We start from the raw sequence: 25,758 nt of genomic DNA, 5'->3' as shown, positions 1-25,758 counted from the left end.
TCGGCCCGAGGCTGGTGGCCGGGCCGGCGAGAGAGTCCGCGTGGGGGAGAATAGGTGGATGCGCTGGGCCGTGCTCGACTCACCGATCGGTGAGTTCTCCGTCGCCACCGACGGCACGAGCGTCCGCGGTGCCCATTTCGGCCGGCTCGAGGGTGCCACCAACGAGCCCGGCGACGCGCTGTCCCGGCAGGCCTTCGACGAGCTGCGGGCGTACTTCGCCGGCGAGCTGACCGCGTTCACCGTCCCGGTTTCGGTGCCGCGCGGCTCCGACTTCGAGCGCGCTGTGTGGCGGGAGATGACGCGGATCCCCTACGGGGAGACGCTGACGTACGGCGAGGTGGCGCGCCTGGTCGGCGATCCCGGAGCGGCACGGGCGGTGGGAGTGGCCTGCAACCGCAACCCGGTCCCGGTGATCGTGCCCTGTCACCGGATCGTCGGCGCGGGCGGCAAGCTGGTCGGCTTCGGTGGGGGCCTGCCCCGCAAGGTCAAGCTGCTGGAGTTGGAGGCCGGGGTCGCCCTGCGACACGCCTGGTCCTGACCCCGTCGGATGCTTCGCGGCGGATGGACATGTGATGGCTGTTGCACATTTCGATACCCCGTCCTCCGTGTCTGACTTTCACGCTCTGCCGTTGATCGGTGCGCGGCTTGCCAGCGGCAACCGAGATCAACGAATGAGGAGGTAGAGGCAGTGCCAAGCGTGGTTGACGTGCCACCGGAGGAGCTATACAAAAGTGGTATGGCCTTTACCCTGACGCTCAAGCCTGAAGTCGAACAGCGCCTCAAGGAGCTTGCCGAGGCCGAGCAGCGGTCCATGCACAAGACCGTCGAGGTGGCGATCCAGGCATATCTGGACCGCCGCGAGCGCGACGAGTGGACCCGTGGGGCGGTCAAGCGGGTGGAGGAGCGCAACGCGGAGTTCTACGAAATGCTCGGCGACCGGTGAGGCACCGCTGGCCGGACGCGGAGGATCTACTGCTCCTGATGGCACAAAGCACCGGCCCACACACGGTCGTGCGCGACGGTGGCATCCTTTTCGCGGCTGCCGCCCGGCCACACGCCCATCTACTCAATGGTCCCGTCTATCCGACAACCCTGGATCAGGCTGCCGCGTTGCTCCACGGGATCATGCTCTGGCGTCCGCTTGACTTGTGGAACGCCGGGCTCGCCTGGAGGGCTGCGGACGTCCGTTTCGAACAGGCTGGGCTGATCCTCAACATGCCCGCGAAGGAGCGGATGGCAGTGACCGACGCGCTGGTCAGTGGCGAGGTCGACTCGATCGACGAGCTGGCGCTGCGGCTGTCGCCGTACCTGGAGATGTCGAGCTGAACGCGGCGAAGGGCCGGGTCCGCACGGACCCGGCCCTTCCACGTGCGTGATGATTCAGCGCGTCAGCGCGTGACCTCACCGGCGATGAACTCCTCGACGGCCTGGTGGGCGTCGTGGTCGGCGTACTGCACCGGCGGGGACTTCATGAAGTACGACGAGGCCGACAGGATCGGGCCGCCGATCTTCCGGTCCAGGGCGATCTTCGCGGCCCGGACCGCGTCGATGATGACGCCGGCCGAGTTCGGCGAGTCCCACACCTCGAGCTTGAGCTCGGCGTTGAGGGGGGTGTCACCGAACGAGCGGCCCTCCAGGCGGATGTACGCCCACTTGCGGTCGTCCAGCCACGGCACGTGGTCCGACGGGCCGATGTGCACGTCGCTCTTGCTCATCTCGTGCGGGATCTGCGAGGTGACCGACTGGGTCTTCGAGATCTTCTTCGAGACCAGCCGCTTGCGCTCCAGCATGTTCATGAAGTCCATGTTGCCGCCGAAGTTGAGCTGGTACGTGCGCAGCAGCTCGACGCCGCGGTCCTCGAAGAGCTTCGCGAGGGCGCGGTGCACGATGGTGGCGCCGACCTGGCTCTTGATGTCGTCACCGACGATCGGCAGGCCCGCGTCCTCGAACTTCTTGGCCCACTCGGGGTCGGAGGCGATGAAGACCGGCAGGGCGTTGACGAACGCGCAGCCGGCGTCGATCGCGGCCTGGGCGTAGAACTTGGCGGCCTGCTCGGAGCCGACCGGGAGGTAGCAGACGACGACGTCGACCCGCGCGTCGCGCAGCGCCTGCGTCACGTCGACCGGGGTGGCGTCGGACTCCTCGACGATCTCGCGGTAGTACTGGCCCAGACCGTCGAAGGTCGGACCGCGCTGCACGCTGACGCCGGTCGGCGGCACGTCGCAGAGCTTGATGGTGTTGTTCTCGCTGGCGACGATCGCCTCCGCGAGGTCCATGCCCACCTTCTTGGCGTCCACGTCGAATGCCGCGACGAACTCCACGGCGTTGACGTGGTAGTCGCCGAAGGCGACGTGCATGAGACCCGGGACGCGGTCGTTCGGGTTGGCGTTCCGGTAGTACTCGACGCCCTGAACCAGGGACGAGGCGCAGTTACCCACACCGACGATGGCGACGCGGACGGAGCCCATAGCGTCTGCCTCCTTCTTTTCTGTCACGGCCGCTCATTCCTGGTCTCTCCAGGCGGAGGCGGGCTGTTGTCTTCTCGTCGGCCGCCGGCTGTCCCGATGTTCGGGACCGTCGGGGCTCGGCCGGAGCGCTCGTTGGCGATGAGCTCCTCCAGCCAGCGGACCTCGCGCTCACAGGCATCAAGGCCGTGGCGCTGCAGTTCCAGCGTGTAAGCGTCGAGGCGCTCGGCCGCCCGGCCCAGCACGTCGCGAAGCCCTTCGCGACGCTCCTCGATCTTGCGGCGGCGACCCTCCAGAATGCGCAGTCGGGTCGCCTGGTCGGTTCGGGCGAAGAACGCGAAGTGCACCCCGAAGCCCGTGTCGTCGTACGTCTCGGGTCCGGCTTGTGCGATCAGCTGGGCGAAGCGTTCCTTGCCTTCCGCGGTGATTTTGTAGACCACCCGACCTCGTCGGCTGGTCAGCGCGGGAACCTCCTCGGCAGTGGCGGGTGTCTCAGCAGCTTCGGTGATCCATCCCGCCGCCTGCAGCCTGCGTAGCGTGGGATAGAGCGAGCCGTAGCTGATCGCCGCCCGGATCGCGCCGAGTTTGGCGGTCAGCTCCTTGCGCAGCTCATAGCCGTGCATCGGAGACTCCTGCAGGAGGCCGAGGATGGCGAACTCGAGCACTGGCCACCCTCTCTTTACCCTCCGGCGTGGAGCGGTAACCGCCGCGATGTATCGGACCGATACATCGCACGTTAGCGGTTCGCGTGGGCCAGGGCAAACCCCCGCACCGAGATGCTGTCGTCACGGATTGTGAGCGTGGTCGCCTGCTCCGGTCGGACCGCGTACCCTTCTCCGCATGCGTACGCAGCGCCAGGTCGTCGACTACTCGCTTCAGAAGCGAGCAGTGCTGCGTGAGCTCCTGGCCGGCCGGGTCGGCACATACGACGTCTGCGACGCGTCGCCGTACCTGAAGAACGCCGCTCGGTTCCACGGAGAGCCGACGGACCGGCGCTGCCCGATCTGCCGCAGCGAAAACCTGACCCTGGTCCACTACATTTACGGTGACGAACTCAAGCAGTCCGCCGGCCAGGCTCGGACACTGACCGAGTTGCCAGTGCTGGCGATGACGCTGCGTGAGTTTCAGGTCTTCGTGGTGGAGGTGTGCCTCGGTTGTGACTGGAACCATCTCGTCGAGCAGTACCTGCTCGGCCGGGACGGTCTCACCGGCGACAGCGACGGCACGAGCGAGCAGGACGCGGCGGGCGCCGAAGGCGCCGGTCGGCGGAGGCGAGAGGCGCAACGGTGATCTCAGCTGGTTGGACCGGCCCCGGGGCCGTAGACGAAACCCGGGACGGTCAACCGCTTGTTGGCCCGATTGGCCCGATTGATACGACAATGACCCCGCTCGCTCGGCACCCCCGTGCCGGCAGCCGGGGTGAAGCAACTCACGGCAACCCGGTGGCGGCGCAGTCGCGCCCCACCGCGACCGGCAGGGTGTGAGGAATGAACTCGTACGGTGATCCCAGTTCTGCGCGCGGGCGGGCCCAGTACTCGGGTCCGGACGGTGACCCCGGACCGGGCGCGGACGACGCGTACCGCCGGCCCGGCGGTGACTCCGGCGGGAGCGGCTGGTCAGCCTCGGAGGGCGGCGCGGCAACCCCGGGCCGTGCCTCGGTGACGCCCCGGGCGACCGGCGGTCGCGCCACGGTCGGCGGTTCGGCCTCGGTGCCGCCGCGTGGCAGCGCGGCGGCCGGGTCCGCCTCGGTGGGTTCGGCAGCCAACGGCAGGGCCGGTCGGGCCTCGGTGCCGGTGTCGCCGGCACCGGGTGTGGCCGCTGGCCGTGCTGGCGCCGGTCGGGCCTCCGTGCCCGTCTCTCCCGCGCCGGGTGCGCCAGCAGGTCGGGCCTCGGTCGGTGCCGCCGCCGTCGGTGCGGCCTCGGTCGGCAGCGCCTCAGCAGGCCGGGCCAGCGTCGGCTCCGCGTCGGTCGGTGGTCGTGCGGCGGTCGCCCGAGCGAGCGTCTCACCGGTCTCCGGTGGACCGGGCGGCCCTGGGGGACCCGGTGGTCCGGGTGGTCCCGGTCGGGGCGGCCGTGGTCCGGGTGACTCGGGCGCGGCGCGGGCGAAGAAGCGCAAGCGAATGAACCTGCTGATCGCCGGGTTCGCCGTCTTCATCATGCTCGCCGGAATCGGCGTGGTCGGGTTCACCTACTACTCGACGAGCGTCGTGCTCCCGGACGAGATCACCCCGCCGCAGGCGACCACCCTGTACGCCTTCGACAACAAGACGATCATCGCCAAGGTGGGCGATCAGAACCGAACCCTGGTCACCATCGACCAGATTCCGGAGTACGTGCAGAACGCGGTTGCCGCAGCCGAGGACCGGAACTTCTACCGCCACTCCGGTGTGGACTACAAGGGCATTGCCCGCGCCGGCTGGAACAACCTCTCCGGCGGCGACAAGCAGGGCGCCTCGACCATCACCCAGCAGTACGCGCGTAACGCCTACGACAACCTGAAGGACGACACGTACGCCCGGAAGGTGAAGGAGGCGATCTTCGCCTCCAAGCTCAACGACGAGTACACGAAGCCGCAGATCATGCAGCACTACCTCAACGTGATCTACTTCGGCCGGGGCGCCTACGGCATCGAGGCTGCGGCGCAGACCTACTTCGGCAAGTCGGTGGGCAAGCTCAATCCGGCCGAGGGTGCCGTCCTCGCGGCTCTGATCAAGCAGCCAGAACCCAGCTCCACCCACCAGGGGTACGACCCGGCGATCAATCCGACAGCGGCCCAGGATCGCTGGACCTACGTGATCGAGGGCATGGTCAAGGAGGGCTGGCTCGGTGTGCCCGGCAAGGAACCGCGTCCTGCTGAGTACCCGATAAAGGCCATCAAGGCCCCGAAGAAGGGCGGCATCGGCGTCGACTTCGGCGTCGACACCCCGTACGGCAATGTCATCAACTACGTCCGGCAGGAGATGCGGGACAGGGGCATCTGCGTCGAGAAGGACACGGAGGTGACAGATACCAAGCCGCTGTGTTCCCAGGCGCTGATGGCCGGCGGTTATCGGATCCGCACCACTGTGGACACCAAGATGCAGGCGGCGGCGGTCGAGACGGCCCAGCGCAAGTCCAAGGGCTCCGAGTTGGCTGATCAGCCGTCCAACCTCATGGCCGCGGTGGTGGCGATCGACCCCACAAACGGTCGGGTCGTCGCGTACTACGGCGGTGACAACGGCACCGGCACCGACTACGCCGGCAAGAACACCGACTCCAGTGGCACGATCAGCGGCGGTCACTCGCCAGGTTCAAGCTTCAAGATCTACACCCTGGCGGCGGCGCTCAAGGAGAAGAAGGCGCTCGAGTCCCGGTGGAAGGGCAGGGCCTTCAAGCCGGAAGGCACCGAGTTCAAGGTCAGCAACGCGGGCGACGACAACCCCGACTGCGGTAACTCCTGCACCCTCAAGGTGTCCACCCTCAAGTCCCTGAACGTGCCGTTCTACTACGTCACCGAGGAGATCGGCGCGGACAAGGTCGTCGACATGGCCAAGCAGGCCGGCGTCACCACCATGTGGCGCACGGACACCAACCCGGCCAAGGCCTACGACCTGACCAAGACCGACCCGAAGGACATCACGCCGGAGCCGTTCTTCAACGTCGTCGGTTACGGCCAGTACCCGATCACCGTGCTGGACCACGCCAACGGCGTCGCCACCTTCGCCAACGGGGGCGTCTACAACAAGGCCCACTTCCTCTACTCGGTGGAGAAGCAGAACCCGAACACCGGTAAGTGGGACAAGATCTACAGCGAGAAGCTCGACTCGAAGCGGCGAATCGACAAGGGCGTCGTGGACGACGTGACGTCCGTGCTGAAGGACTACCCGGCCGCCGTCAACCACCGGCTCGACGACGGTCGCAAGGCGGCCTCCAAGACCGGTACCTGGGAGCTCAAGGGCGACAGCAGGGACAACGGCGACGCCTGGATGGTCGGTTACACGCCGCAGTTGGCCACCGCAGTGTGGGTGGGCAACGTGCGAGACCGGAAGCCGCTCATCCTCAAGGACAAGCGGAAGGTCAGTGGTGGAAACCTCCCAGGCGACATCTGGGAGCGGTTCATGGACGAGGCGCTGAAGGGCAAGCCCAAGGTCGACTTCCCGCCGGCCCAGAACGTCGGCGATCCGGATTCCGGAAACGGTGAAGCCCCGCCGCCCCCGCCGCCGCCACCCAACCCGGGGGGTCAGCCCGGCCAGGGCACCCCCTGTAACCCGCTGATCGACATCTTCTGCAACCCTGGGGGCAACAACCCTGGCGGTAACCCTGGGGGCAACCCCGGCGGTAACCCCGGCGGCAATCCAGGAGGCAATCCCGGCGGCGGCGGAACCGGTGGTGGCGGCGGAGGCCTGTTACCCGGGCTGCCACCCAACCGAGACTGACCCGCACCAGCACACGACGACACCGCCGCCGGCCGGACGACCTGTCCCGGGCCGGCGGCGGCGTTTTCGTACCCCGAACTCCGCGCCGCGCCGGGACGGGCACCCCTGTCGTACGGCAGGATGCCTCTTCATGAGCACCCAGTCGACGCCCGGCATCGACGACGCCGGAACCACCGATCACCCGTCCCGCTCCGACGGGTTCGTCCGCGGCGTCTCCAGCGTCATCGGCGGACCGCTCGGCGACCACGCGACAGCGCTGGACCGGCCGGCCGGTGGGGAGCGTCGCTTCTGGACCCCCGTGCGGATCGTGCTGGCGCTGGTGTGCCTCACACTCGCGCTGCACTGGGTGCAGAAATCGCCCTGCCAGAACGGCGCCTGGCAGAACAACGTCCAGTACACCCGGTTCTGCTACACCGACGTCCTTGCCCTCTACTACGCCGAAGGGCTCAATGAGGGCAAGGTGCCCTACCGCGACCACCCGGTCGAGTACCCGGTGCTGACCGGCTATTTCATGGGCGCGCTGGGCCTGCCGGTGCACGCCATCGGTGAGGGCGACCCGAGCATCAACCAGGTCCAGTGGTTCTACAACCTCAACGCGCTGGTGCTGGGTGCGCTCGCGGTGGCCACGGTGGGGGTGATCCTGGCGTTGCGCCGCCGACGACCCTGGGACGCGGCGCTGTTCGCACTCGCCCCGGCGTTGGTGCTCACCGCCACAGTCAACTGGGACCTGCTCGCCATCGGGCTGGCCGCCTTCGGCCTCCTGGCCTGGGCCCGAAAACGACCGGCGGCGGCCGGCGTGCTGCTCGGGCTCGCCGGCGCGGCGAAGCTCTGGCCGTTGTTCCTGCTCGGGCCGATCCTCATCCTCGCGCTGCGAGCCGACCGGATACGTGCCGCGCTCATTGCCATCGGGACGGCGATCGCGGCCGTGGTGCTGGTGAACCTGCCGGCCGCAAGGGCGTACCCGGAGAACTGGGACCGGTTCTTCGAGCTGAACACCACCCGACCGATCGACTGGGGCACGCTCTGGTACATCGGTCGCTACCTGGACGGCAAAGTCGGCAACGACCCCGCCAAGCTCGGCCCGTTCGAGTGGCTCAACGCCAACATCCCCACCCTCAACACCATCTCGTACGCGCTGTTCGGGCTTGCCTGCCTCGGTGTCGCGGTGCTGGCGCTGCGGGCGCCGCGCCGACCGCGGCTGGGTCAGCTCGCCTTCCTGGTGGTCGCCGCGTTCCTCATCTTCAGCAAGGTCTGGTCGCAGCAGTTCGTGCTCTGGCTGCTCCCGCTGGTGGTGCTGGCCCGACCGAAGTGGGGCGCGTTCCTGGCCTGGCAGATCGCCGAGGTCTGCTACTTCGTCGCCTTCTACGGGGAACTGCTCGGCGCGGCAACCAGCCGTCCGGTCTTCCCGGAAGGGGTGTTCGTGCTGGCCTCGACGCTGCGACTGGCCACCGTGGTGGTGCTCTGCGTCTTCGTCGTCAAGGAGATCCTGCACCCCGAGCAGGACGCGGTGCGGGCCACCTACCCGGACGACCCGGACGGTGGCGTTCTCGACGGCGCCCCGGACGCCCCCTGGATAGACCGCTGGCGCCGCACCACGACGACCAGCGAACAAGCACCCGTACCGGTGCCCACGACCTGACCCTAAGGCCACCGCGGCCGGCACCACGTCAGGGTTTTCGGGGGAGCCCCACCCGGCGCAGGGATCAAGCCTGACCGCCCGGAGCCGGGTGGGCTCCCCCGAAAACCCGCCCTAAAGCTTCACAGGCGATAGACGACGGCGTCGCCGACCTCCTGCCGGCTGATGCCGAGCGACTCGACGGGCGCGTCGATGTTGATCTCCCATGGTGTGCCGGCCACCTGACCGCGCAGCAACACCACTGTGCGAACGCCGAGCGTGCGCAGGTAGTCGACGCTCGTCTGGTCCGGGAACGACTGGCTCACCCGACGGACGTCGTCGAGCTGGCGCGGCGTGAAGCCGCTACCGCCGTTGACCACGTCGGGGAACCCGCTCGTCGACCAGAGCATCACGTGCTGGTCCAGGCTTTGATTGCTGGGCAGCACCAACAGCGGACCCTCCGCCGAACGCATCGCCGCCGGCTGGGTCGGCACCACCGGGTGTGGGGTGGTGTTCAGGCCCTCGACGGTGACCAGCAGCAACGGCAGCAGGGTGGCCATCCGCAGCCACGGCCCCGGCCACGACGGGATCCGTTGCGCGGTCAACTCGCGGACCCGGTCGGTGAGCGCGGTGACCGCGCCCGCCGCGAGCAGGCCGAGCAACAACGTGGTCCAGAGCATCAACCGCCCGGGGGTACGCAGCCCGCTCCAACCCGGCAGATGCTCGAAGAGGGGCACGTAGGTGAAGGTGCCGTCGAAGAAACGGGTGCCCATGGCGAAGGCCATCGTCACCAGCACCCCGGCGAGCAGCAGCAGCCGGTGCCGCAGCCGCCACACCGAGAAGAGCAACCCACCCGCGGCGAGCGCGTAGAGCACGAAGCCCGGCAGCAGGGTCATCTCCGGGTGCCACGGCAGCGCTGCCCGGGCGCCCTCGTGCAGCCCACCCCAGATCCGCGACTCCCCGGGCGCCGTCACGAAGCCCGACGCCGGTGGCGAGAAGAGGCTGATGTCGCCGACGGTGCGCTCGGCGTACGGGTGCAGCTCGGTCACCTTGAAGAACGGGAACGCCATCAGCAGACCGACACCGGCGAACAACACCCCGCCGAGCACGTCGGCGACGAACAACCGGCGACCGAACGGAACGGCCTGCCCGGTGCGCAACCGCCGCGCGATGAACAGGACGGCGGCAACCAGCACCGCGCCGGCCAGGAAGTACGCGAAGGGCAGCCCGATACCGAAGCCGAGGCTGAGTTGCCAGGCTGCCACCAGCCAACCGGCGTAGACCCAACCGTCATGCCGGCGCTCCGGCCGGTAGCCGTGTCGGAGGGACCACCCGTGCCCGCGCGCCAACATCGCCAGCGCCAGCGGAATGCCACCGTTGGAGAGCACGTGCAGGTGACCGGCCTGGGCCAGCAGCCACGGCGCGTAGGTGTAGCTCACCCCCGCGACGGCCGCACCGATCCGGCCGGCCCCGAGCTGTCGGGCCAGCGCGTACGCCCCGAGAGTGGCGAGCGCGTGCGCCAGCACGAACATGATGTTGTAGCGCAGCACGGCGTCCTCGGGACCGCTGCCGAGCATTCCGGCCGGGGCGTACCCGAGCAGAGTGTCGGAGAACGCGAAGCTCCACAGCTCGGGGAAGAACGTGTTGGACTGCCACAGCCGTGCCGGCTCGGCCAGCAGGATGTGCCCCGACCAGGCCATCTGCCAGGCTTGCAGGCTCGGGTCCCAGTAGTCCTGAGGAAGGGTGTAGCGCGGATAGCGCAGCGTCGGCCAGGTCATCAACACGGCCAGTGCCAACGAGCCGAGGGCGGCCAGGGTCCATTCGTGGATCAGGAACCGACCGACCGCCCGGCCCACCCGACTGAAGATGGAGGGCTTCGGCTCAGGGGCGGAGGCGAATGCCTCCCAACGCTCCGGGCCGACCGGCTTCACCTCGCTGTCGGCCTTATCCGTACCGTCGGTTTTGTCCGCCTTCGCGCCCTTGGCCGGGTCGCCGTTCTTGGCCGGCTCGCTGTCCTTGGCTGGTTTGTCGGCCTTGATCGCGCCGCTGTCCTTGGCCGGGTCGCTGCCCTTGACCGCGTCGGTCCCCTTGGCAGTGCTGTCGCTGGCCGCGGTGGCGCCCTCGGCGGCATCCTGCTTGTTCGCGGCGTTCTGCTGGGTGGGGGTGCCGGCCGCGGCTGTGGTGGCGGCTTGGCTCTCGGCGGTCGCGCCGGTGGGGTTGGGCCGGGCGTTGCCGGTCCCGGGCTGTCCGCTCGTCATGCCGTCGGGCTCTTCGCTCCGAGCTGCTCACGCAGGAAGTCGATGTCGGCCGCCTGGCCGGTCACACCGCCCGGTGTCTCGACGACCACCGGCGCGCCGGCTGCCCGGATCACCGCCACCACAAGCTCCGGGTCGATCGTCCCGCCGTCCAGGTTGTCGTGACGGTCCTGGCCCGAGTTGAACGCGCCCTTGGAGTTGTTGGCGTGCACCAGGTCGATCCGCCCGGTGATCGCCTTGACCCGGTCGACCAGGCCGAGCAGCTCCTCGCCGCCCGCGTACGCGTGGCAGGTGTCCAGGCAGAAGCCGACCTCGTACTCACCGATGGCGTCCCAGAGTCGGGCGAGCGCGTCCAGCCGCCGGGCGCAGGAGTTGTCGCCGCCGGCGGTGTTCTCGATCAGGACCGGTACGCCGAAGCCGCCGGAGTCCGCCGCGTACGCGAACGTCTTGCGCCAGTTGTCGAAGCCGACGGCCAGGTCGTCGCCGGCGTTGACGTGCCCACCGTGGACGATCAGGCCCTTGGCGCCGATGGCGGTGGCCGCGTTGGCGTGCCCGAGCAGCAGCTTGCGGCTCGGGATCCGGATGCGGTTGTTGAGCGTGGCCACGTTGATGACGTACGGCGCGTGCACGTAGAGGTCGACCTCGGCGGCGCGTAGCCGCTCGGCATCTTCGCGAGGCTTGGGCGCCTTCCAACCCTGTGGGTCGGCGAGGAAGAACTGCACGGTCTCGGCGGACCGGGCGGCCGCCTCCGCCAGCGGGTCGGTCGAGTCGACGTGGGCTCCGATACGCATGCGAGCGAGCCTACGTCGCGCCCCCGACCGGCGGAGCGACGGTCGGGGCGGTGTCGCGTCACCGGAGGGACCGACGATCGTTGATGGGTTTGAACCGGCGTCCACTCCCGGTGTCGCCAGCGGCGCGAGCGTCGCACGGCGACCGACGGTCGACGGCCGACAGCGAGGTCACCCCCGCGGCGCGGCCCGGCGCAGCGGGGGCGACCCCCATCGCACAGCGGATACCGAGCGACGACGAATCTCCGAAAATTGTGCTTTTCCCCCCGACAAGGTACGAGTGCTGTTGTATCGTCAGATAACAACACGATAAAGCTCCGCGGGGCGTCTTCGGTCCAACCTCATCGGTGTGGTCGTTCCTCCCCAGGTCCCACCCAAGGAATGCGGACCGGACGCCCCGCGGCCTCGTAGACGGGGGTCCACCACCGGCCAATTGACGGTCGGACGGTGGGCCCCCGTCGGCTCGTCCGGGTCCGGACCCGACCACCCCGGGCATGATCGTTGGGACCGGGTATCCTGGTCAGGTTGTCCGCGTCCGGCCGGGTTCCCTCGGCGCGTGCGGACGACGACACAAGACCTCCTGCCACGGAAGGACCGTGGCCGCTTAGCCCACAGGAGGTGAGCACGTCTTGCGTCACTACGAACTAATGGTCATCCTCGACTCCAGCCTCGAGGAGCGCACCGTCGCACCGTCGCTCGACACGTACCTGAACGTGATTCGGACCGCGGGTGGCTCGGTTGAGAAGACCGACGTGTGGGGCCGTCGGCGCCTCGCGTACGAGATCAACAAAAAGGCCGAAGGCATCTACGCCGTCATCGACCTGCAGGCCACGCCTGCTGCGGTGGCCGAGCTGGACCGTCAGCTCCGGCTCAACGAGTCCGTGCTGCGCACCAAGGTCATCCGACCGGAAATGCGCTAGAGCATCCAACCCCGGTTCGTCCGGATCAGCCTCCGCGACTCTGTCGTACGGCTCTGCGAGCCTGTACGACGAGACGCTGAGTGCGCGAGGAGATGGTCATGGCAGGAGACACCACCATCACGGTCATCGGCAATCTGACCGATGACCCCGAGTTGCGGTTCACCCCCTCCGGGGCTGCGGTCGCCAAGTTCCGAGTCGCTTCGACGCCCCGTTTCATGGACAAGGCGTCGAACGAATGGAAGGACGGCGAGCCGCTGTTCCTCGCATGCACCGTGTGGCGGCAGGCCGCCGAGCACGTCGCCGAGTCGCTGCAGCGTGGCGCTCGGGTGATCGTGTCGGGCCGGCTGCGTCAGCGGTCGTACGAGACCCGCGAGGGTGAGAAGCGCACTGTCATCGAGCTTGAGGTCGACGAGATCGGCCCGTCGCTGCGCTACGCCACGGCGAAGGTGCAGAAGATGTCCCGCTCCGGCGGTGGCGGCGGCGGCTTCGGTGGCGGCGGTGGCGGTGGCAACCAGGGCGGCGGCGGAGGCAACTTCGACGACCCCTGGGCTTCGGCTGCTCCTTCTCCCGCGCGTGCCGGTTCGGGCGCCAATTTTGACGAGGAGCCACCGTTCTAATGGCGCCTAGCGCTCGCGATCGCAAACCAGGAGCACGTGCAACGGCCAAGGCTGCGGCACTGCGCAAGCCCAAGAAGAAGGTGAACCCGCTCGACAAGGACGGGATCGCCTACATCGATTACAAGGACACCGCGCTGCTGCGCAAGTTCATCTCCGATCGCGGCAAGATCCGCGCTCGTCGGGTGACCGGCGTGACCTCGCAGCAGCAGCGGCAGATCGCCCGTGCGGTCAAGAACGCCCGTGAGATGGCGCTCCTGCCATACACGGCCACCACCCGCTGAGAGGAGGCACCGATATGAAGATCATCCTGACTCAGGAAGTGTCCGGCCTCGGTGCCCCGGGCGACATCGTCGAGGTCAAGAACGGCTACGGCCGTAACTACCTGCTGCCGCAGGGCTTCGCGATCGTCTGGACCAAGGGCGCGGAAAAGCAGGTCACGGTCATCAAGCGGGCCCGTGGGGCCCGCGAGATCCGCGACCTCGACCACGCCAACGAGGTCAAGGCTCAGCTCGAGGGTCTCAAGGTCAACCTGAAGGTCCGCGCCGGCGACGGCGGACGGCTCTTCGGCTCGGTCACTCCGGCCGAGATCGTCGACGCCGTCAAGGCCGCCAGCGGCCCGGTCCTCGATCGTCGCCGGCTGGAGGTGCCCGGTCACATCAAGTCGATCGGCGCCTACCCGGTGAAGATCAAGCTGCACCCTGAGGTGACCGCGTCGTTCAACCTGAACGTCGTTCAGGGCTGACGTCCGCAACACCACCACGAGGGCCCGCACCGAGCAATCGGTGCGGGCCCTCGTGCGTACATCGTCCGACCCGGCACAGCCCGGCACGATGGTCCGGCGGCTCGCAGCCGGGTCACCCGATGGGCTGGCCCGTCACCGCGCTGATCAGCACAGTGGAGAGGCCACCGCCCACGACCGCGGCGGCAACCGCGATGGTGGCCGAGCGCCACGTCGTACCCACCCTCCGCAGCAGCGCCGCCACCACCAGACTGCTCACCAGCGCCAAACCGAAGCGCGGCGAACCAGCCAGTAGTGACTCCAGTGCCCGGGACCGGGCGGACTCACACCCGCCCCCGCTGATGTCGGTCACACAACCAGCCGGCGCCTGGCTGTCCAGCGTCAACAGCCAAACGAAGATCAGCATCGCCGGCACCAGGTAACAGGCCGCCGTGTACAGCAGAGGCCGGACGGACCCACCCGGATCCGGGTCCAGCAGGTCGTCCTCCAGACGCCGCGCCCAGGCACCAGTGGCCGCCGACTCGACCCGCCGACGTACCGACGCCGTTCCCACCGCCGGCCGGTCCGCCCGACGCCGGGGCGTACCCGCACGCGGTGCGCCCGAACGCGGCGCGGGCGCGCTGCGCGGCCGTGGGGCGGTGTATCCCACCACCGGCGACCGGGGCGCCGACGTCGTCGGATCCATCCAACGCGGGTCGTCATCGGCCAACCGGGTGCCGGACCAGAACCCGTCTTCCCGGCTCGGCCACCCCTCGGCCGCCACCGGACGATCGGAGCGTGGCGCCACCGTACGGTCCCACTGGTCGTCCTCGATCGCGGACCGCTCCCACTGGCCAGTGCGGTCCGACCGTTCCCAGCCACCGACGCTCTCCACCGCCGACCACTGCCCGCTCAGGTCCCCGCCGTCCGCGCCGGCCGTCGGCGGCCACGCGTGCACGCCAGAGGCGTCCCACGGGTCCACCGCAGGCGGGTACGACGGTTCGGGCTCCGCCGCCCGGTCCGATCCGCGGGCCCACGGGTCGGCCGCCGGACGGGACCAGGACTCCTCCGCCGCACGGCGGCTACGCCGGCTGGGACGGCTCGGCTCCTGATCCGGTACCTGCTCGCTCGGGGCGGACTCCGGCTCCCCGCCCGACCAGATCACCTGCGGGCGGCCAACGGGCGCGCGGCGGGGACGCCGGTCCGAGACAGCGCCGGAGACCGGCTCGTCCTCCCCGGCGTCGGCCCGCCGGCGGCCGGAGTACCCCTGGTCCTGTGGACGGTCGAGCGTCCACTCCCGGGTGTGGTCCGAGTCTGGCGCCGGGCCGATCGCTGCCTGCTCCCGCCGACGCGGCTCGCTGCCCCGCCGCCGACCACTCGACGACTCGGCGGACCGTCGGCCTGCCCCGGAGATCGGCCGCTCGGGCTCGTCCTCGTCGTCGTCCGGTGCCGCGTGGCGACCACCGCCGTCCGCGTGCCGGACCCCTGACTCCAGCGCCCACCGGGGCAGGTAGGCGTCGACAGGCTCGTCCTGGCCGCGGTCCAACGCACGCCGCCGGCTGGAGGTGCGGTAGCGCCCGTCCTCGTCGTACGGATCAACCGGAACGGACGCCGCGCGCTCACCCCACGAGGCGGTTGGCTGGCGCTCGCGCGGGCTGCCATCGCCGCGTCCCCAGTCCCGGTAATTCACGGCCGGAGTGTGACCCTTCTGAACCGAAAGCGGAATCCGCTGTCCAGGTGTAGCCGTTCGCTGGAGATAGTACGGGACGATCGTGTCACAGGCCCGACCGAAATATTCTCCTCCACAGGCTGGGGAGCATGTCTTCGCAGGTCAACGGCTTCTAGCCGAGAATTCCCCAATGGTTATCCACAGGCTGTGCACACGCTGCGCACATGCTGTCCACCGGGATCCACAGGTTGTCCCGAGGCTCGTCCACCGGCGTTGTTGAGTCTCTGACCTCGGGGTCCGTATGGTTGGCCCTCGACCGCCGGCGATGGCCCCCGATCGACCGGCCCGGTCGGACGGAAGTGTCGTACCCCAGCGGTAGAGCTGGGGTTGGATCCGGCGCAGTGGAGGGGGGACCCGTGTCGGTCACCGACGACATGCGGGCAGAGCCGCGCTCCGGCGCAGGCCAGTCACCCGCACAGCGGGATGGCCAGTTCGACAAGACCCCGCCACAGGACGTCGCGGCCGAGCAGTGCGTCATCGGCGGCATGCTGCTCTCCAAGGACGCCATCGCCGACGTCGTCGAGATCCTCAAGACCAACGACTTCTACCGGCCGGTGCACGCCACCATCTTCGACGTCATCCTCGACATCTACGGTCGGGGTGAGCCGGCCGACTCGATCACCGTCGCGGCGGCGCTCGCCGACTCCGGGGATCTGGTACGCATCGGTGGCGCGCCGTACCTGCACACGCTCATCGCCAGCGTGCCCACCGCCGCCAACGCCGCGTACTACGCCCGCATCGTCAGCGAGCGGGCGGTGCTGCGCCGACTGGTCGAGGCCGGCACGAAGATCGTGCAGCTGGGCTACGGCACCGCCAGCGGCGGCAGCCGTGACGTGGACGACGTCGTCGACCTCGCCCAGCAGGCCGTGTACGACGTCACCGAACGGCGGGTCAGCGAGGACTTCGCGATCCTGGCCGACATGCTGCAGCCGACGCTGGACGAGATCGAGGCGGTGGGGGCGACCGGCGGCATGATGACCGGCGTCCCGACCGGCTTCAGCGACCTGGACCGACTGCTCAACGGCCTGCACGCCGGACAGTTGATCATCGTGGCCGGAAGGCCGGGTTTGGGCAAGGCGCTCGCGCTCGACACCCCACTGCCGACCCCGGATGGCTGGACCACCATGGGCGAGGTCAAGGCGGGTGATCAGCTGCTGGCTGCGGACGGCTCTCCGACCACTGTCACACACGCCTTCGACGTGATGCACGACCGTCCCTGCTACGAGGTCGAGTTCTCGGACGGCACCGTCATAGTGGCGGACGCTGAGCACCTGTGGAAGACGACCACGCGGGCGATCCGGCGGCAGGAATCGGCGCGGCAGAGGCGGCACTGGCCCGAATCGTCGCTGGCCAACGTGCGTGCGGCACACGAGCGGCTGAGCTCTCTGGGGAACCAGCCGATCACGCTCTTCGACACGATCGAGCAGGTTGGGCCGGAGTTCCGGCATGTCCTGCACACCGTCGCCCGCGAAGTCGGGTCGGTTGGTCGGATCAGCCGTCCCATAGTCCGCAACGGCAAGCCACAGAACTGGACTGCACCGGGCTATTCGGCCGGTCCGCTTCTGGGCAGGCTTCTTCGACGAGCCGAGCGGGAGGTCAATGCCGGCAGCCGGGCCGACCGCGACGGCGTTGTCACCACCGCCCAGATCGCGGCCACACTGCGTACTGACACCGCCCAGCGACGGCTCAACCATGCCGTACGCAACTGCGCTCCCATCCAACTCCCGGACCGTGAGCTGCTGGTCCCGCCCTACACCTTGGGAACATGGCTCGGTGACGGGCACAGCGACGCCAGCCGCTTCACCACGGCAGATCCGGAGATGGTCGCGCACGTCGAGGCGGACGGCTTCGTCGTGCGGCCCAGCGGGCCGATGGTCTACACGATTCTGCTGCCGCCCGCGTCCGCTGCTCCGGGAAACGGTGTCTGCGGGGACTGCGGCGTTTCCACCAGGGCATTGCGTGAAAATCCGGCGACGAGGAAGTGTGCCGACTGCCGTCACCGGAACGGTTCATTCCTCGGGCTGTTGCGTCAGGTCGGGGTAGCGGGAAACAAGCACATCCCGGGCGTCTACCTGCGCGCCTCGGAGGCTCAACGCAGGGCGTTGCTCGCTGGGCTGATGGACACCGATGGGACCGTCGCCCCCTCCGGCAACTTGCAGTACACGTCGACCTCGAAGCGGCTGGCTGATGACGTACGCGAACTCGTCGTCAGCCTCGGCTACCGCTGCACGGTCAACGCGAAGCCGGTGCGCGGCCGCACCTCCGAGCCGTCGATCGCGTACACGCTGAACTTCTCCACCCCGGACGTCGTCTTCCGGCTCAGGCGGAAGCAGGATGCACACACCGAACGCCGCCGCACCACCTCCGACGTTCGAACGACCTCGCGGTTCATCGTCGACGTCCGGCCGGTCCCCAGCGTTCCGGTGCGGTGCGTGACAGTCGATAACGACGAACACCTGTACCTGGCCAGCCGGGCGATGATCCCTACCCACAACAGCACGGCCAGCATGGACTTTGCCCGAAATGCTGCTATTCGCGCCAACCAGGCGGCTGCGATCTTCTCGCTGGAAATGAGCAAGGTCGAGATCGTCATGCGACTGCTGTCCGCCGAGGCGCGGGTGCCGCTGCACGTGCTGCGCAGCGGTCAGCTCTCCGACGACGACTGGACCAAGCTGGCCCGGTGCATGGGTGAGATCAGCGAGGCGCCGCTCTTCGTCGACGACACGCCGAGCATGAACCTGATGGAGATCCGGGCCAAGGCTCGGCGGCTCAAGCAGCGGCACGATCTCAAGATGATCGTGGTCGACTATCTCCAGCTGATGACCTCGCCGAAGCGCACCGAGAGTCGTCAGCAGGAAGTCGCCGACCTGTCCCGTGGCCTGAAGCTGTTGGCCAAGGAGGTCGAGTGCCCGGTGATCGCGGTCAGTCAGCTGAACCGTGGCCCCGAGCAGCGCACCGACAAGCGACCCCAGCTGTCCGATCTTCGTGAGTCGGGCTGCCTTACTGCGGAGACCCGAGTGGTACGCGCGGATGACAACACCGAGATCACGCTGGGTGAGCTGTTGTCCAGCGGTGCAAAGGACATCCCGGTCTGGGCGTTGGACGAGAGCCTTCGCTATACGCCTCGCACCATGACTCACGTTTTCCCGAGCGGCACCCGCGAGGTGTTCCGGCTGACCCTCGCGTCGGGCAAGCAGATCGACGCAACAGGGAATCATCCCTTCCTTGCGTTCACCGGCTGGTTGCCACTCGGTGAGTTGTCGCCCGGAGACCGCATCGCTACGCCGCGACACCTACCGCCTCCAATGGTCACCCGCCCGTGGGTCGACGCCGAGGTGGTCATGTTGGCGCACCTGTTGGGCGACGGGTCCTTCGTGCGGCACCAACCCATCCGGTACGCGAGTTGTGATGAGCTGAACCTGCAGGCCGTGACCGAAGCAGCGAAGCACTTCGGGATTTCCGCCGTCCGCGACGACTATGCGGCTGCGAGGGTGACAACCCTCCGCCTGCCAGCGCCCTATCCTCTGGCTCGCGGTCGGCGTAACCCGATCGCGTCTTGGTTGGACGAGTTGGGCCTCTTCGGTCTGAGGTCACACGAGAAGTTCCTCCCTTCTGCCGTCTTCAGCCTGCCCAAGGAACAGATCACCAGCTTCTTGCGGCACCTCTGGGCCACGGACGGTTCGGTGACCGTCAACGGCACGGGCCGCGGAGGGCGCGTCTATTTCGCGTCCACGAGCCGACGAATGCTCGAGGACATCTCTCGACTGCTCCTCAGGTACGGCATTACAGCCCGGCTGCGGGCCGTACCAGTCGTGGGACATCGCCCTCAGTACACGCTCGACATCTCCGGTCGGGACGACCAGTTGAGGTTCCTGCGCGAGATTGGCGTCTACGGGCAGCGCTCGGAGGGCTGCGCTGCTCTGCTTGCTGCTCTGGAGTCGACGGAGAGCAACACCAACGTTGACACCGTGCCGCGCGAGGTGTGGACCAGGGTAAAGGAAATCTTGGTCGAGCAAGGGATGACCCACCGTGAGTTCGCGGCTGCCATCGGCACCCAGTTCTGTGGCAGCGCCCTCTGGAAGCGCGCGCCCAGTCGTTCCCGGCTGGCGGCGATCGCCACCGTCCTCAATGCGGCCGACCTCGACTTGCACGCGACCAACGACATCTTCTGGGACTCGATAGTGTCCATCGAGTCGCTCGGTGAACAAGAAGTGTTCGACGCGACTGTGCTCGGGAAGCACAACTTCATCGCCAATGGCATCGCTACCCACAACTCGATCGAGCAAGATGCCGATGTTGTTATCCTTCTGCACCGCGACGACTACTACGACAAGGAGTCGCCGCGGGCCGGGGAGGCGGATTTTATTGTTGCCAAGCATCGAAATGGACCCACCGACACCGTGACCGTCGCGGCGCAGCTGCACCTGTCCCGCTTCGTCGACATGGCCATCGGCTGACCGACGCGGCAACCCGTCGTCGGTCAGCCGAGCAGCGGGAACCAGCCCGCCGACTCACCCAGTTCCAGCCGGTCCCGGTCGGTCAGCGGTACGCGCCCGGTGGCCTTCAGCAGGAAGTCGTGGTCGTCCCATGCGCTGGGTCGAACGGTGTCGTCGCTGAGCAGGCCGTCCATGGTCGCTACCGCGACGCGTACCGCCACTGGGCCGGGCGGCGGCGCGTCGGGCAGTTCCAGCGTCAGGTCCAGGTGGTGGACGGCGGCCTCGGTGGTCAGGGTGGCGAGGAAATCCGGTACGCGCAGCACGTGTCCCTGGGTGGTCACGTACCCCTCGGGGTCGGCTGACGTGGCGGCGCGGACCGCCGCCGGCGCGGTGTCCCGCCAGAGTTCGACGATCCCGGTCGGACGGTCGAAGGCGGCAGCCGATCGGCGGACCCACCAGGCGTGCCGGGCGGCCTCGTCGTCGCTGGCGGGAAAGTCACGCCAGTAGCTCACGTCGTCGACGTCGGCGGGACCGTCGACGGGGCTGGCCAGGGTGACGAGTGCCCGCTGGGCGTCGCCGAGCACGTGCAGGAGCAGATCGGCGATGAGCCAGCCACGGCAGCGGGTTGCTCGTTGCAGGCCGGCGTCGTCCAGGCGGCCGACCACCGCGGTGATCCCGTCGTAAGCCTGGGCCAGCGCCTCGTCCGGTCGGATCGCGGTCATGCGAATCAGCCTCGCATGAAGGATCGCCCCCGCCAACGATCAATGGCCCGGGTGGTGTGCCCGGGCCGACGCGTGGATCGACCCGGGCGGAACGTCGGCTCCGGCTCAGCCGAACATGTCGTCGAGGAAGCCCTTGCGCTTCTTCTGCCGGTAGTGGCCGTGGTAGCCGTGGTGCTGTTGCTGCTGGTGGCCGTACGCCGGCTGCGGCGGGTAGCCGTGGGCGGGCGGGGGCGGCGGCGGGACGGCGCCGTAACCGGGCTGGTGCGCCGGGGGCGGCGGGGGCGGGTAGCCGGCCGGCTGCTGCGCGGGCTGCCCTGGCGCGCCGCCAGCCTGTTGGCGGCTCCAGTTGGCCTCCGCCTCGAACAGCTTCTCCAGCTCGCCGCGGTCCAGGAAGATGCCTCGGCACTCCCCGCACTGGTCGATGACGACGCCGCTGCGCTCGTACTGGCGCATTTCTCCGTGACACTTGGGACAGGTGAGGCTACTCATCGCCCGACGGTACCCGTTGTTCCTATGCAGTTGCTGTGAGCGCCTCGGTGACTTCTTCGTCGGACACCTCGTGGAAATCGTCGTAGTAGACGCTGACCGCGCCGAAGTCCGCCGGGCGTTGCGCGCAGATGACCTGGTCGGCCTCGGCGGCGAGCAGTTCGTACGCCTCCTGCGCGCCGACCGGGACCGCGACTACGACGCGGTGTGCCCCGAGTTGGCGGACGACCTCGACGGCGACGCGGGCGGTTGCGCCGGTGGCGAGGCCGTCGTCGACGATCACGGCCGTCCGGCCGGTGAGGTCCACCTGTGGGCGGTCGCCCCGGTAGAGCCGTTCCCGGCGCTCCAGTTCGGCCTGCTCCCGATGGCGGACCTCAGCGATGTCGTCGCTGCTGAGTCGGCTGGCCACCGCGTCGTTGAGCACCTGGACACCGCCGGGCCCGAGTGCGCCGAAGGCGACCTCCCGAGCCCACGGCATGCCGAGCTTGCGGACGACGAGCACGTCCAGTGGTGCGCCGAGGCGTTCGGCGACGACCCGGGCGACCGGCACGCCACCACGGACGAGGCCCAGGACGACGATGTCCGGTTCGCCGATGAGCGCGGTGAGCCGTTCGGAGAGCACCCGGCCGGCGTCGGCCCGGTCGCGGTACGTGGTCATGCCTTCAGGTCTACGCCCTGACGCGCCGTTCCGCTCGGAAGTTACGCCGAAGTGGTCCGACCGGACCGCTCATCGGCAACCGCGGCGGTCGGTGTGTCGCCAGCGCGGTGCAGGGCGGGAGCCCAGGTCAGCAGGGCCAGTGGGTACAGCAGGTAGCCGAAGCGGGTCGAGGGCATCAGGGCGATGGCGGCGAGCAGCCCGTACCCGCAGATGAGCGCGGTGGCGACGGCGGTGCGGGGCGGGCGGCGGGCGAGCCGGACGGCGATGGCCACTCCGGCAGCGACCAGCAGCCCGGCGGCGATCAGCCGGCCGGCGGGTAGCGCGTTGGCGATCAGGTAGCCGGGGAACGGGGACTGCGCTGGGCTGGTGACCAGCCCGTGGCCGAGGGGGAAGCGCAGCACGTTCTCGGTGAGGGCATCGCGGTCCACCAGCAGCGCCGGTAGTAGTGCGGCGATGGGCAGTCCGATCGCGCCGATGGCGACTCGGGTGCCGGCGCGTCGGGTCAGGCCCCAGACGATCAGGACCAGGGCGACCGGCCAGGCGAACAGCTTCAGCGCGCCAGCGAGTCCGACCGCGAGGCCGGCCCGGCCGGGTCGGTCGGCGGCGGCGAACGCGAGGGCCAGCAGGCAGAGCGCGAGTACGGGTAGGTCGTCGCCGCCGGTGGCGAGGGTGAGGGCACAGATCGGCAGTACGGTGGCGGCCTGCATGCCGCGCAGCAGGGCGGCGTCCCGCCGGTGGGTCGCGGAGCTGGTGGCCTGGCCGGTGGTGGCGGGTGTTCTGCGCAGGGCGACCACGGCCAGGGCGAGGGCCAGCGCGGTGCCCACCGCGAACCAGACCCGGGAGTCGGTCCACCAACTGTCGAGCAGTGCTCTGGGTAGGCCGAAAACCGCCATGCCGGGCTGGTACGGGGTGTAGCCCATCAGTTGCTCGCCAGGTGGCAGGGCGGCGATGGCGTCGGGTCCGAGGTACGGCGTCCCGTGTTCCAGGAGGCGACTGCCGGCCTGCTCGACGACCAGCACCTCCTCCTGGGCCCGGTCGGTGCGTCCACCGGCGCGGTCGATGCTCTGCCAGGCCAGGGGCAGCAGTGCGGTGGTGGCCCAGGCGAAACCGGTGACCGCCCAGCGGGCCGGCAGACCGGTCAGCCGGGAGGACGGAGAACGTCGACGCAGCAGAAGTTGGGCGATCACCGTCAGCGTCGCGAGCAGATAGCCGACGGCGGCGACAGCGCCCCAGGCGCGGTGCGGCAGCAGGGTCGACGTCACTGCGGTGATCGCGGCGAAGGTGGCCGATACGGCGTAGAGGCCCAGGTCGAGGGCGAGTCCGCCGGCGGCGTCGTCGAGTGTGCGCCAATGCCAGCGACTGCGGTGGGCGGTCGGGTCGTCGACGATCACGCGCGACAGTCTGGCAGACCGGGCTGGCCGGGCAGCGGGGCGATGTCTGTTCAGGCGGGCAGGTGTGGCAGGCGGTCGGGCCTGGAGCGGCCGCCCTGGCGGCGGTTCTGGCTCAACCGGATCACCGCCCCGGTGTCGTGCAGCGGCGCGGCGAGGGTGCCCGGCCGGCCGCCCGAGCCGCGCTGCATCGCCGCGAGGAGGGTGCCGGACGGCATCGGTCGGGCGAACAGATGCCCCTGGCCGGCGGCGCAGCCCAACTCCCAGAGGGCACGCCGCTGCGGCTCACTCTCCACCCCCTCGGCCACCACGTCCAGGTCGAGGCTGCGACCCAGGTCGAGGGTGGAGCGGATGACGGCGGCGGCCTCCGCCGAACTCTCCATCGTCGTCACGAAGCTCCGGTCGATCTTCAGCTCGTGAACCGGGATTCGGGAGAGCAGCGAGAGGGACGAGTAGCCCGTGCCGAAGTCGTCCAACGCCAACCGGACTCCCTCGTCGCGGAGTCGGCTGAGCACCCGGTCGACCACGTCGAGTTGGCTGAGGGTCAGCGTCTCGGTCAATTCCAGGACCAGCCGGTCCGGTGGTAGGTCGTGGGCGCGGAGGCGGGCCAGCACCGAGCCCGGGAACCGCGCGTCGAGCAGGCTGCGCGGGGACACGTTGACCGCGACCGGTACGTCGAAGCCGGCGTCGCGCCAACTCACCGCCGCGATCAGCGCCTGGTCGAGGATCGCTTCGGCGAAGGCCGGTAGCAGTCCGGACCGTTCCACCGCCTCCAGGAACCGCAGCGGGTCGATCAGACCGTGGGTGGGGTGGTGCCAGCGGGCCAGGGCCTCAGCGCTGGTCACCTCACCAGAGCCCAGGTCGACGATCGGTTGGAAGTTGACGACGAACTCGTGGTCGGCGACCGCGCGCGGTAGGTCGCCGCCGAGGGTGAGGCGACCGAGGTCGGCGGTGTCGCGGGTCGGGGCGTACGTGGCGATCCGCTGCCCGGCCCGCTTCGCCTGGTACATGGCCACGTCGGCGCGGCGCAGCAACTCGGCCATGCCGCCGTTGGACGGGGCGCCGGAGATCCCGCCGCTGGCCTCGACGCTGATGCGCATGCCATCCAACTCGAACGGCTCGTGCAGGGCGGCGAGCAGCGTCTCGGCGCGGTGCGCGGCGACCGCCGGGGCCGGCAGACCGCGCATGAGTACGGCGAACTCGTCGCCGCCGAGGCGGGCCACCAGGTCGCTCGGCTGGGCGGCGCCCCGTAACCGGTCGGCCACCTGCACCAGCACCTGGTCGCCGGCGGCGTGCCCGAGCGTGTCGTTGACCTCCTTGAAGTGGTTGAGGTCGATCAGCACCAGCGCGGTCACCCCGTCGGCATGGCGGGTGCTCAACTGTTCGGTGCCCTCGTCGAGGAGGTGCCGGCGGTTGGCCAGGCCGGTCAGCGCGTCGTGCGAAGCCGCGTACGCGTGCTCGTCGGCGACCCGGGCCAGTTCGGCGTACGCCTGGGCGTTGCGGACTGCGGTGCACAGCGCGGAGGCGAAGGTCCGCAGGGTGTACTGCTCCCGCTCGGAGAGCTGGACCGGGCCGCGGAAGCGCAGTCGAAGCATGCCGATATCGACAGTCCGGTCGTGGCCTTCCAGCGGCGCGGGGACGATGGTGCCGTCCACGTCGGTGGGCGTGCCGGTCGGACCGTCGAAGGTGATGCCGCCGGTGCCGCCGCGTACGGTGCGGTCGCCGTCGCGTAGCTCGATCTCGACCTCGTCGGCGGAGAACAACTCGGCGGCCTGGGTGACGGCTGTGGTGAGGACGTTGTCCAGGTCGACCACGTTGAGCGCGTCGGTGGTGCGGGCGAGCCGCTGCCACGCCTGCTGCTCGGTGCGGGAACGGATTCTGGTGGAGTAGGCCAGGTGCAGGCTGAGCACGAGCGGCGGTATGGCCAACAGGAGTTTGAGGTTGGCCTCAAGGATCAGCAGCGTGCAGGCCGCCACGACGAACCGGAGGGCGAAACCGGCGAGCCGGAGGTCGAGATTACTTCGGAACTGCTTTGAGATCTTGGTCCTGGACGCCAGCGCGATGACCGGTATGGCCAGGATGTCGTCCAGGAGGGCCGCAGCCAGGTAAGCCAGCGCCAACGGCACGAGCAGGGCCACGGTGCCCTCGGGCGGCCAGGTCCAGGTCGTCATTGCCAGCGTGATGCCGGCACCCCAGGCCACGATGACGTTCTTTCCCACGCTGAAGGCCAGCTTGATCGCCGGCTGGCGGTGCCAGGTGAACGCGATGCCCACCGCCGTGGAGAGCACCACTATCGGGGCCGGAACGACGGCGAGACCGATGATGATCGCCGTTTCGGTCCAGCTGATCGAGTGGGTGGTGGATCGGATCCGCACCCTCGCTTTGACCAGCGTTCCCAGGGCGATGGTCACGGTGAGCACGACGACGACCGCGGCATCGTTCGGCGTGGCGGTCATCGCGAACCGCACTGCGACCGGCAGTGAGGTGGCCGTGATGACAGCCGCTACAACGACGACGAGACCGACGAGCAGCCGTAGCCGCTGATC

General features: G+C 69.2%; 21 protein-coding genes. 11 read left to right on the top strand and 10 right to left on the bottom strand.

Annotated elements, in window-relative coordinates:
• Window positions 1-58: 58 nt before the first annotated feature.
• From NIE111_RS30135 to NIE111_RS30125, 3 genes are all read left to right on the top strand, one after another.
• A complete protein-coding gene (locus tag NIE111_RS30135) occupies window positions 59-538 on the top strand; it encodes a methylated-DNA--[protein]-cysteine S-methyltransferase (RefSeq protein WP_238687620.1) in 480 nt (159 codons plus the stop codon).
• 198 nt (window positions 539-736) lie between these two features.
• Window positions 737-943 (top strand): ribbon-helix-helix protein, CopG family, encoded by a 207-nt coding sequence (locus NIE111_RS30130; protein ID WP_238687619.1) that lies wholly within the window; start codon window positions 737-739, stop codon window positions 941-943.
• A gap of 38 nt (window positions 944-981) precedes the next feature.
• On the top strand, window positions 982-1,326 hold the full coding sequence (locus NIE111_RS30125) for a hypothetical protein (RefSeq protein ID WP_238687618.1): 345 nt from the start codon (window positions 982-984) through the stop codon (window positions 1,324-1,326).
• A 62-nt stretch (window positions 1,327-1,388) separates the two neighbouring features.
• Here NIE111_RS30125 and NIE111_RS30120 read toward each other — a convergent pair whose 3' ends face one another.
• Window positions 1,389-2,468 (bottom strand): inositol-3-phosphate synthase, encoded by a 1,080-nt coding sequence (locus NIE111_RS30120; protein ID WP_238687617.1) that lies wholly within the window; start codon window positions 2,466-2,468, stop codon window positions 1,389-1,391.
• 23 nt (window positions 2,469-2,491) lie between these two features.
• On the bottom strand, window positions 2,492-3,130 hold the full coding sequence (locus tag NIE111_RS30115) for a PadR family transcriptional regulator (protein ID WP_030331823.1): 639 nt from the start codon (window positions 3,128-3,130) through the stop codon (window positions 2,492-2,494).
• 175 nt (window positions 3,131-3,305) lie between these two features.
• On the opposite strand from NIE111_RS30115, the gene NIE111_RS30110 reads away from it, so the two are divergent.
• The 3 genes from NIE111_RS30110 to NIE111_RS30095 all read left to right on the top strand — a co-directional run bounded on the left by NIE111_RS30110 (window position 3,306) and on the right by NIE111_RS30095 (window position 8,519).
• Complete coding sequence (locus tag NIE111_RS30110; RefSeq protein WP_030487681.1) at window positions 3,306-3,755, top strand: DUF5318 domain-containing protein; 450 nt, start codon at window positions 3,306-3,308, stop codon at window positions 3,753-3,755.
• 197 nt (window positions 3,756-3,952) lie between these two features.
• Window positions 3,953-6,880 carry a transglycosylase domain-containing protein gene (locus NIE111_RS30100; RefSeq protein ID WP_442932646.1) on the top strand — a complete coding sequence of 976 codons (2,928 nt, stop codon included), beginning with the start codon at window positions 3,953-3,955 and terminating at the stop codon, window positions 6,878-6,880.
• Window positions 6,881-7,010: 130 nt separating this feature from the next.
• Entirely contained in the window at window positions 7,011-8,519 is a 1,509-nt protein-coding gene (locus NIE111_RS30095) for a glycosyltransferase family 87 protein (RefSeq protein ID WP_238687614.1), read from the top strand.
• A gap of 119 nt (window positions 8,520-8,638) precedes the next feature.
• On the opposite strand, the gene NIE111_RS30090 is transcribed toward NIE111_RS30095, so the two are convergent.
• Both NIE111_RS30090 and NIE111_RS30085 read right to left on the bottom strand, forming a co-directional pair.
• The gene (locus tag NIE111_RS30090) at window positions 8,639-10,753 is read right to left on the bottom strand and encodes a putative glycosyltransferase family protein (protein ID WP_238687613.1); all 2,115 of its coding nucleotides are present in this window, start codon (window positions 10,751-10,753) and stop codon (window positions 8,639-8,641) included.
• Complete coding sequence (locus NIE111_RS30085; RefSeq protein ID WP_238687612.1) at window positions 10,750-11,541, bottom strand: deoxyribonuclease IV; 792 nt, start codon at window positions 11,539-11,541, stop codon at window positions 10,750-10,752. Before NIE111_RS30085 ends, NIE111_RS30090 begins: the two co-directional genes overlap by 4 nt.
• Window positions 11,542-12,167: 626 nt before the next feature.
• On the opposite strand from NIE111_RS30085, the gene rpsF reads away from it, so the two are divergent.
• The 4 genes from rpsF (at window position 12,168) to rplI (ending at window position 13,817) form a co-directional block, all read left to right on the top strand.
• Window positions 12,168-12,458 (top strand): 30S ribosomal protein S6, encoded by a 291-nt coding sequence (gene rpsF / locus NIE111_RS30080; protein ID WP_036391391.1) that lies wholly within the window; start codon window positions 12,168-12,170, stop codon window positions 12,456-12,458.
• A gap of 80 nt (window positions 12,459-12,538) precedes the next feature.
• On the top strand, window positions 12,539-13,075 hold the full coding sequence (locus tag NIE111_RS30075) for a single-stranded DNA-binding protein (protein WP_181518404.1): 537 nt from the start codon (window positions 12,539-12,541) through the stop codon (window positions 13,073-13,075).
• Entirely contained in the window at window positions 13,075-13,356 is a 282-nt protein-coding gene (rpsR, locus tag NIE111_RS30070) for a 30S ribosomal protein S18 (RefSeq protein ID WP_051723758.1), read from the top strand. Before NIE111_RS30075 ends, rpsR begins: the two co-directional genes overlap by 1 nt.
• Before the next feature lie 14 nt (window positions 13,357-13,370).
• Complete coding sequence (gene rplI, locus NIE111_RS30065; RefSeq protein WP_030487689.1) at window positions 13,371-13,817, top strand: 50S ribosomal protein L9; 447 nt, start codon at window positions 13,371-13,373, stop codon at window positions 13,815-13,817.
• Between the two features lie 112 nt (window positions 13,818-13,929).
• Here rplI and NIE111_RS30060 read toward each other — a convergent pair whose 3' ends face one another.
• Entirely contained in the window at window positions 13,930-15,483 is a 1,554-nt protein-coding gene (locus tag NIE111_RS30060) for a hypothetical protein (RefSeq protein WP_238687611.1), read from the bottom strand.
• A 203-nt stretch (window positions 15,484-15,686) separates the two neighbouring features.
• Here NIE111_RS30060 and NIE111_RS30055 point away from each other — a divergent pair, with 203 nt between their 5' ends.
• Window positions 15,687-19,979: a replicative DNA helicase gene (locus tag NIE111_RS30055; RefSeq protein WP_308193775.1), complete on the top strand. Its 4,293-nt coding sequence runs from the start codon at window positions 15,687-15,689 to the stop codon at window positions 19,977-19,979.
• 23 nt (window positions 19,980-20,002) lie between these two features.
• Here the strand turns inward: NIE111_RS30055 and NIE111_RS30050 are convergent, their stop codons facing one another.
• The 5 genes from NIE111_RS30050 to NIE111_RS30030 form a co-directional block, all read right to left on the bottom strand.
• Window positions 20,003-20,680 carry a maleylpyruvate isomerase N-terminal domain-containing protein gene (locus NIE111_RS30050; RefSeq protein ID WP_238687609.1) on the bottom strand — a complete coding sequence of 226 codons (678 nt, stop codon included), beginning with the start codon at window positions 20,678-20,680 and terminating at the stop codon, window positions 20,003-20,005.
• Between the two features lie 105 nt (window positions 20,681-20,785).
• Complete coding sequence (locus NIE111_RS30045; protein WP_210782052.1) at window positions 20,786-21,169, bottom strand: TFIIB-type zinc ribbon-containing protein; 384 nt, start codon at window positions 21,167-21,169, stop codon at window positions 20,786-20,788.
• A 22-nt stretch (window positions 21,170-21,191) separates the two neighbouring features.
• A complete protein-coding gene (locus NIE111_RS30040; RefSeq protein ID WP_238687608.1) occupies window positions 21,192-21,824 on the bottom strand; it encodes a phosphoribosyltransferase in 633 nt (210 codons plus the stop codon).
• 41 nt (window positions 21,825-21,865) lie between these two features.
• On the bottom strand, window positions 21,866-23,215 hold the full coding sequence (locus NIE111_RS30035) for a glycosyltransferase 87 family protein (RefSeq protein WP_238687607.1): 1,350 nt from the start codon (window positions 23,213-23,215) through the stop codon (window positions 21,866-21,868).
• Window positions 23,216-23,265: 50 nt separating this feature from the next.
• Entirely contained in the window at window positions 23,266-25,668 is a 2,403-nt protein-coding gene (locus NIE111_RS30030) for a putative bifunctional diguanylate cyclase/phosphodiesterase (RefSeq protein ID WP_238687606.1), read from the bottom strand.
• Window positions 25,669-25,758: the final 90 nt, after the last annotated feature.

Source organism: Micromonospora hortensis (genome assembly GCF_022230935.1).
Lineage (GTDB): Bacteria > Actinomycetota > Actinomycetes > Mycobacteriales > Micromonosporaceae > Micromonospora > Micromonospora hortensis.
This window is presented reverse-complemented; position numbering and strand designations above follow the sequence as displayed.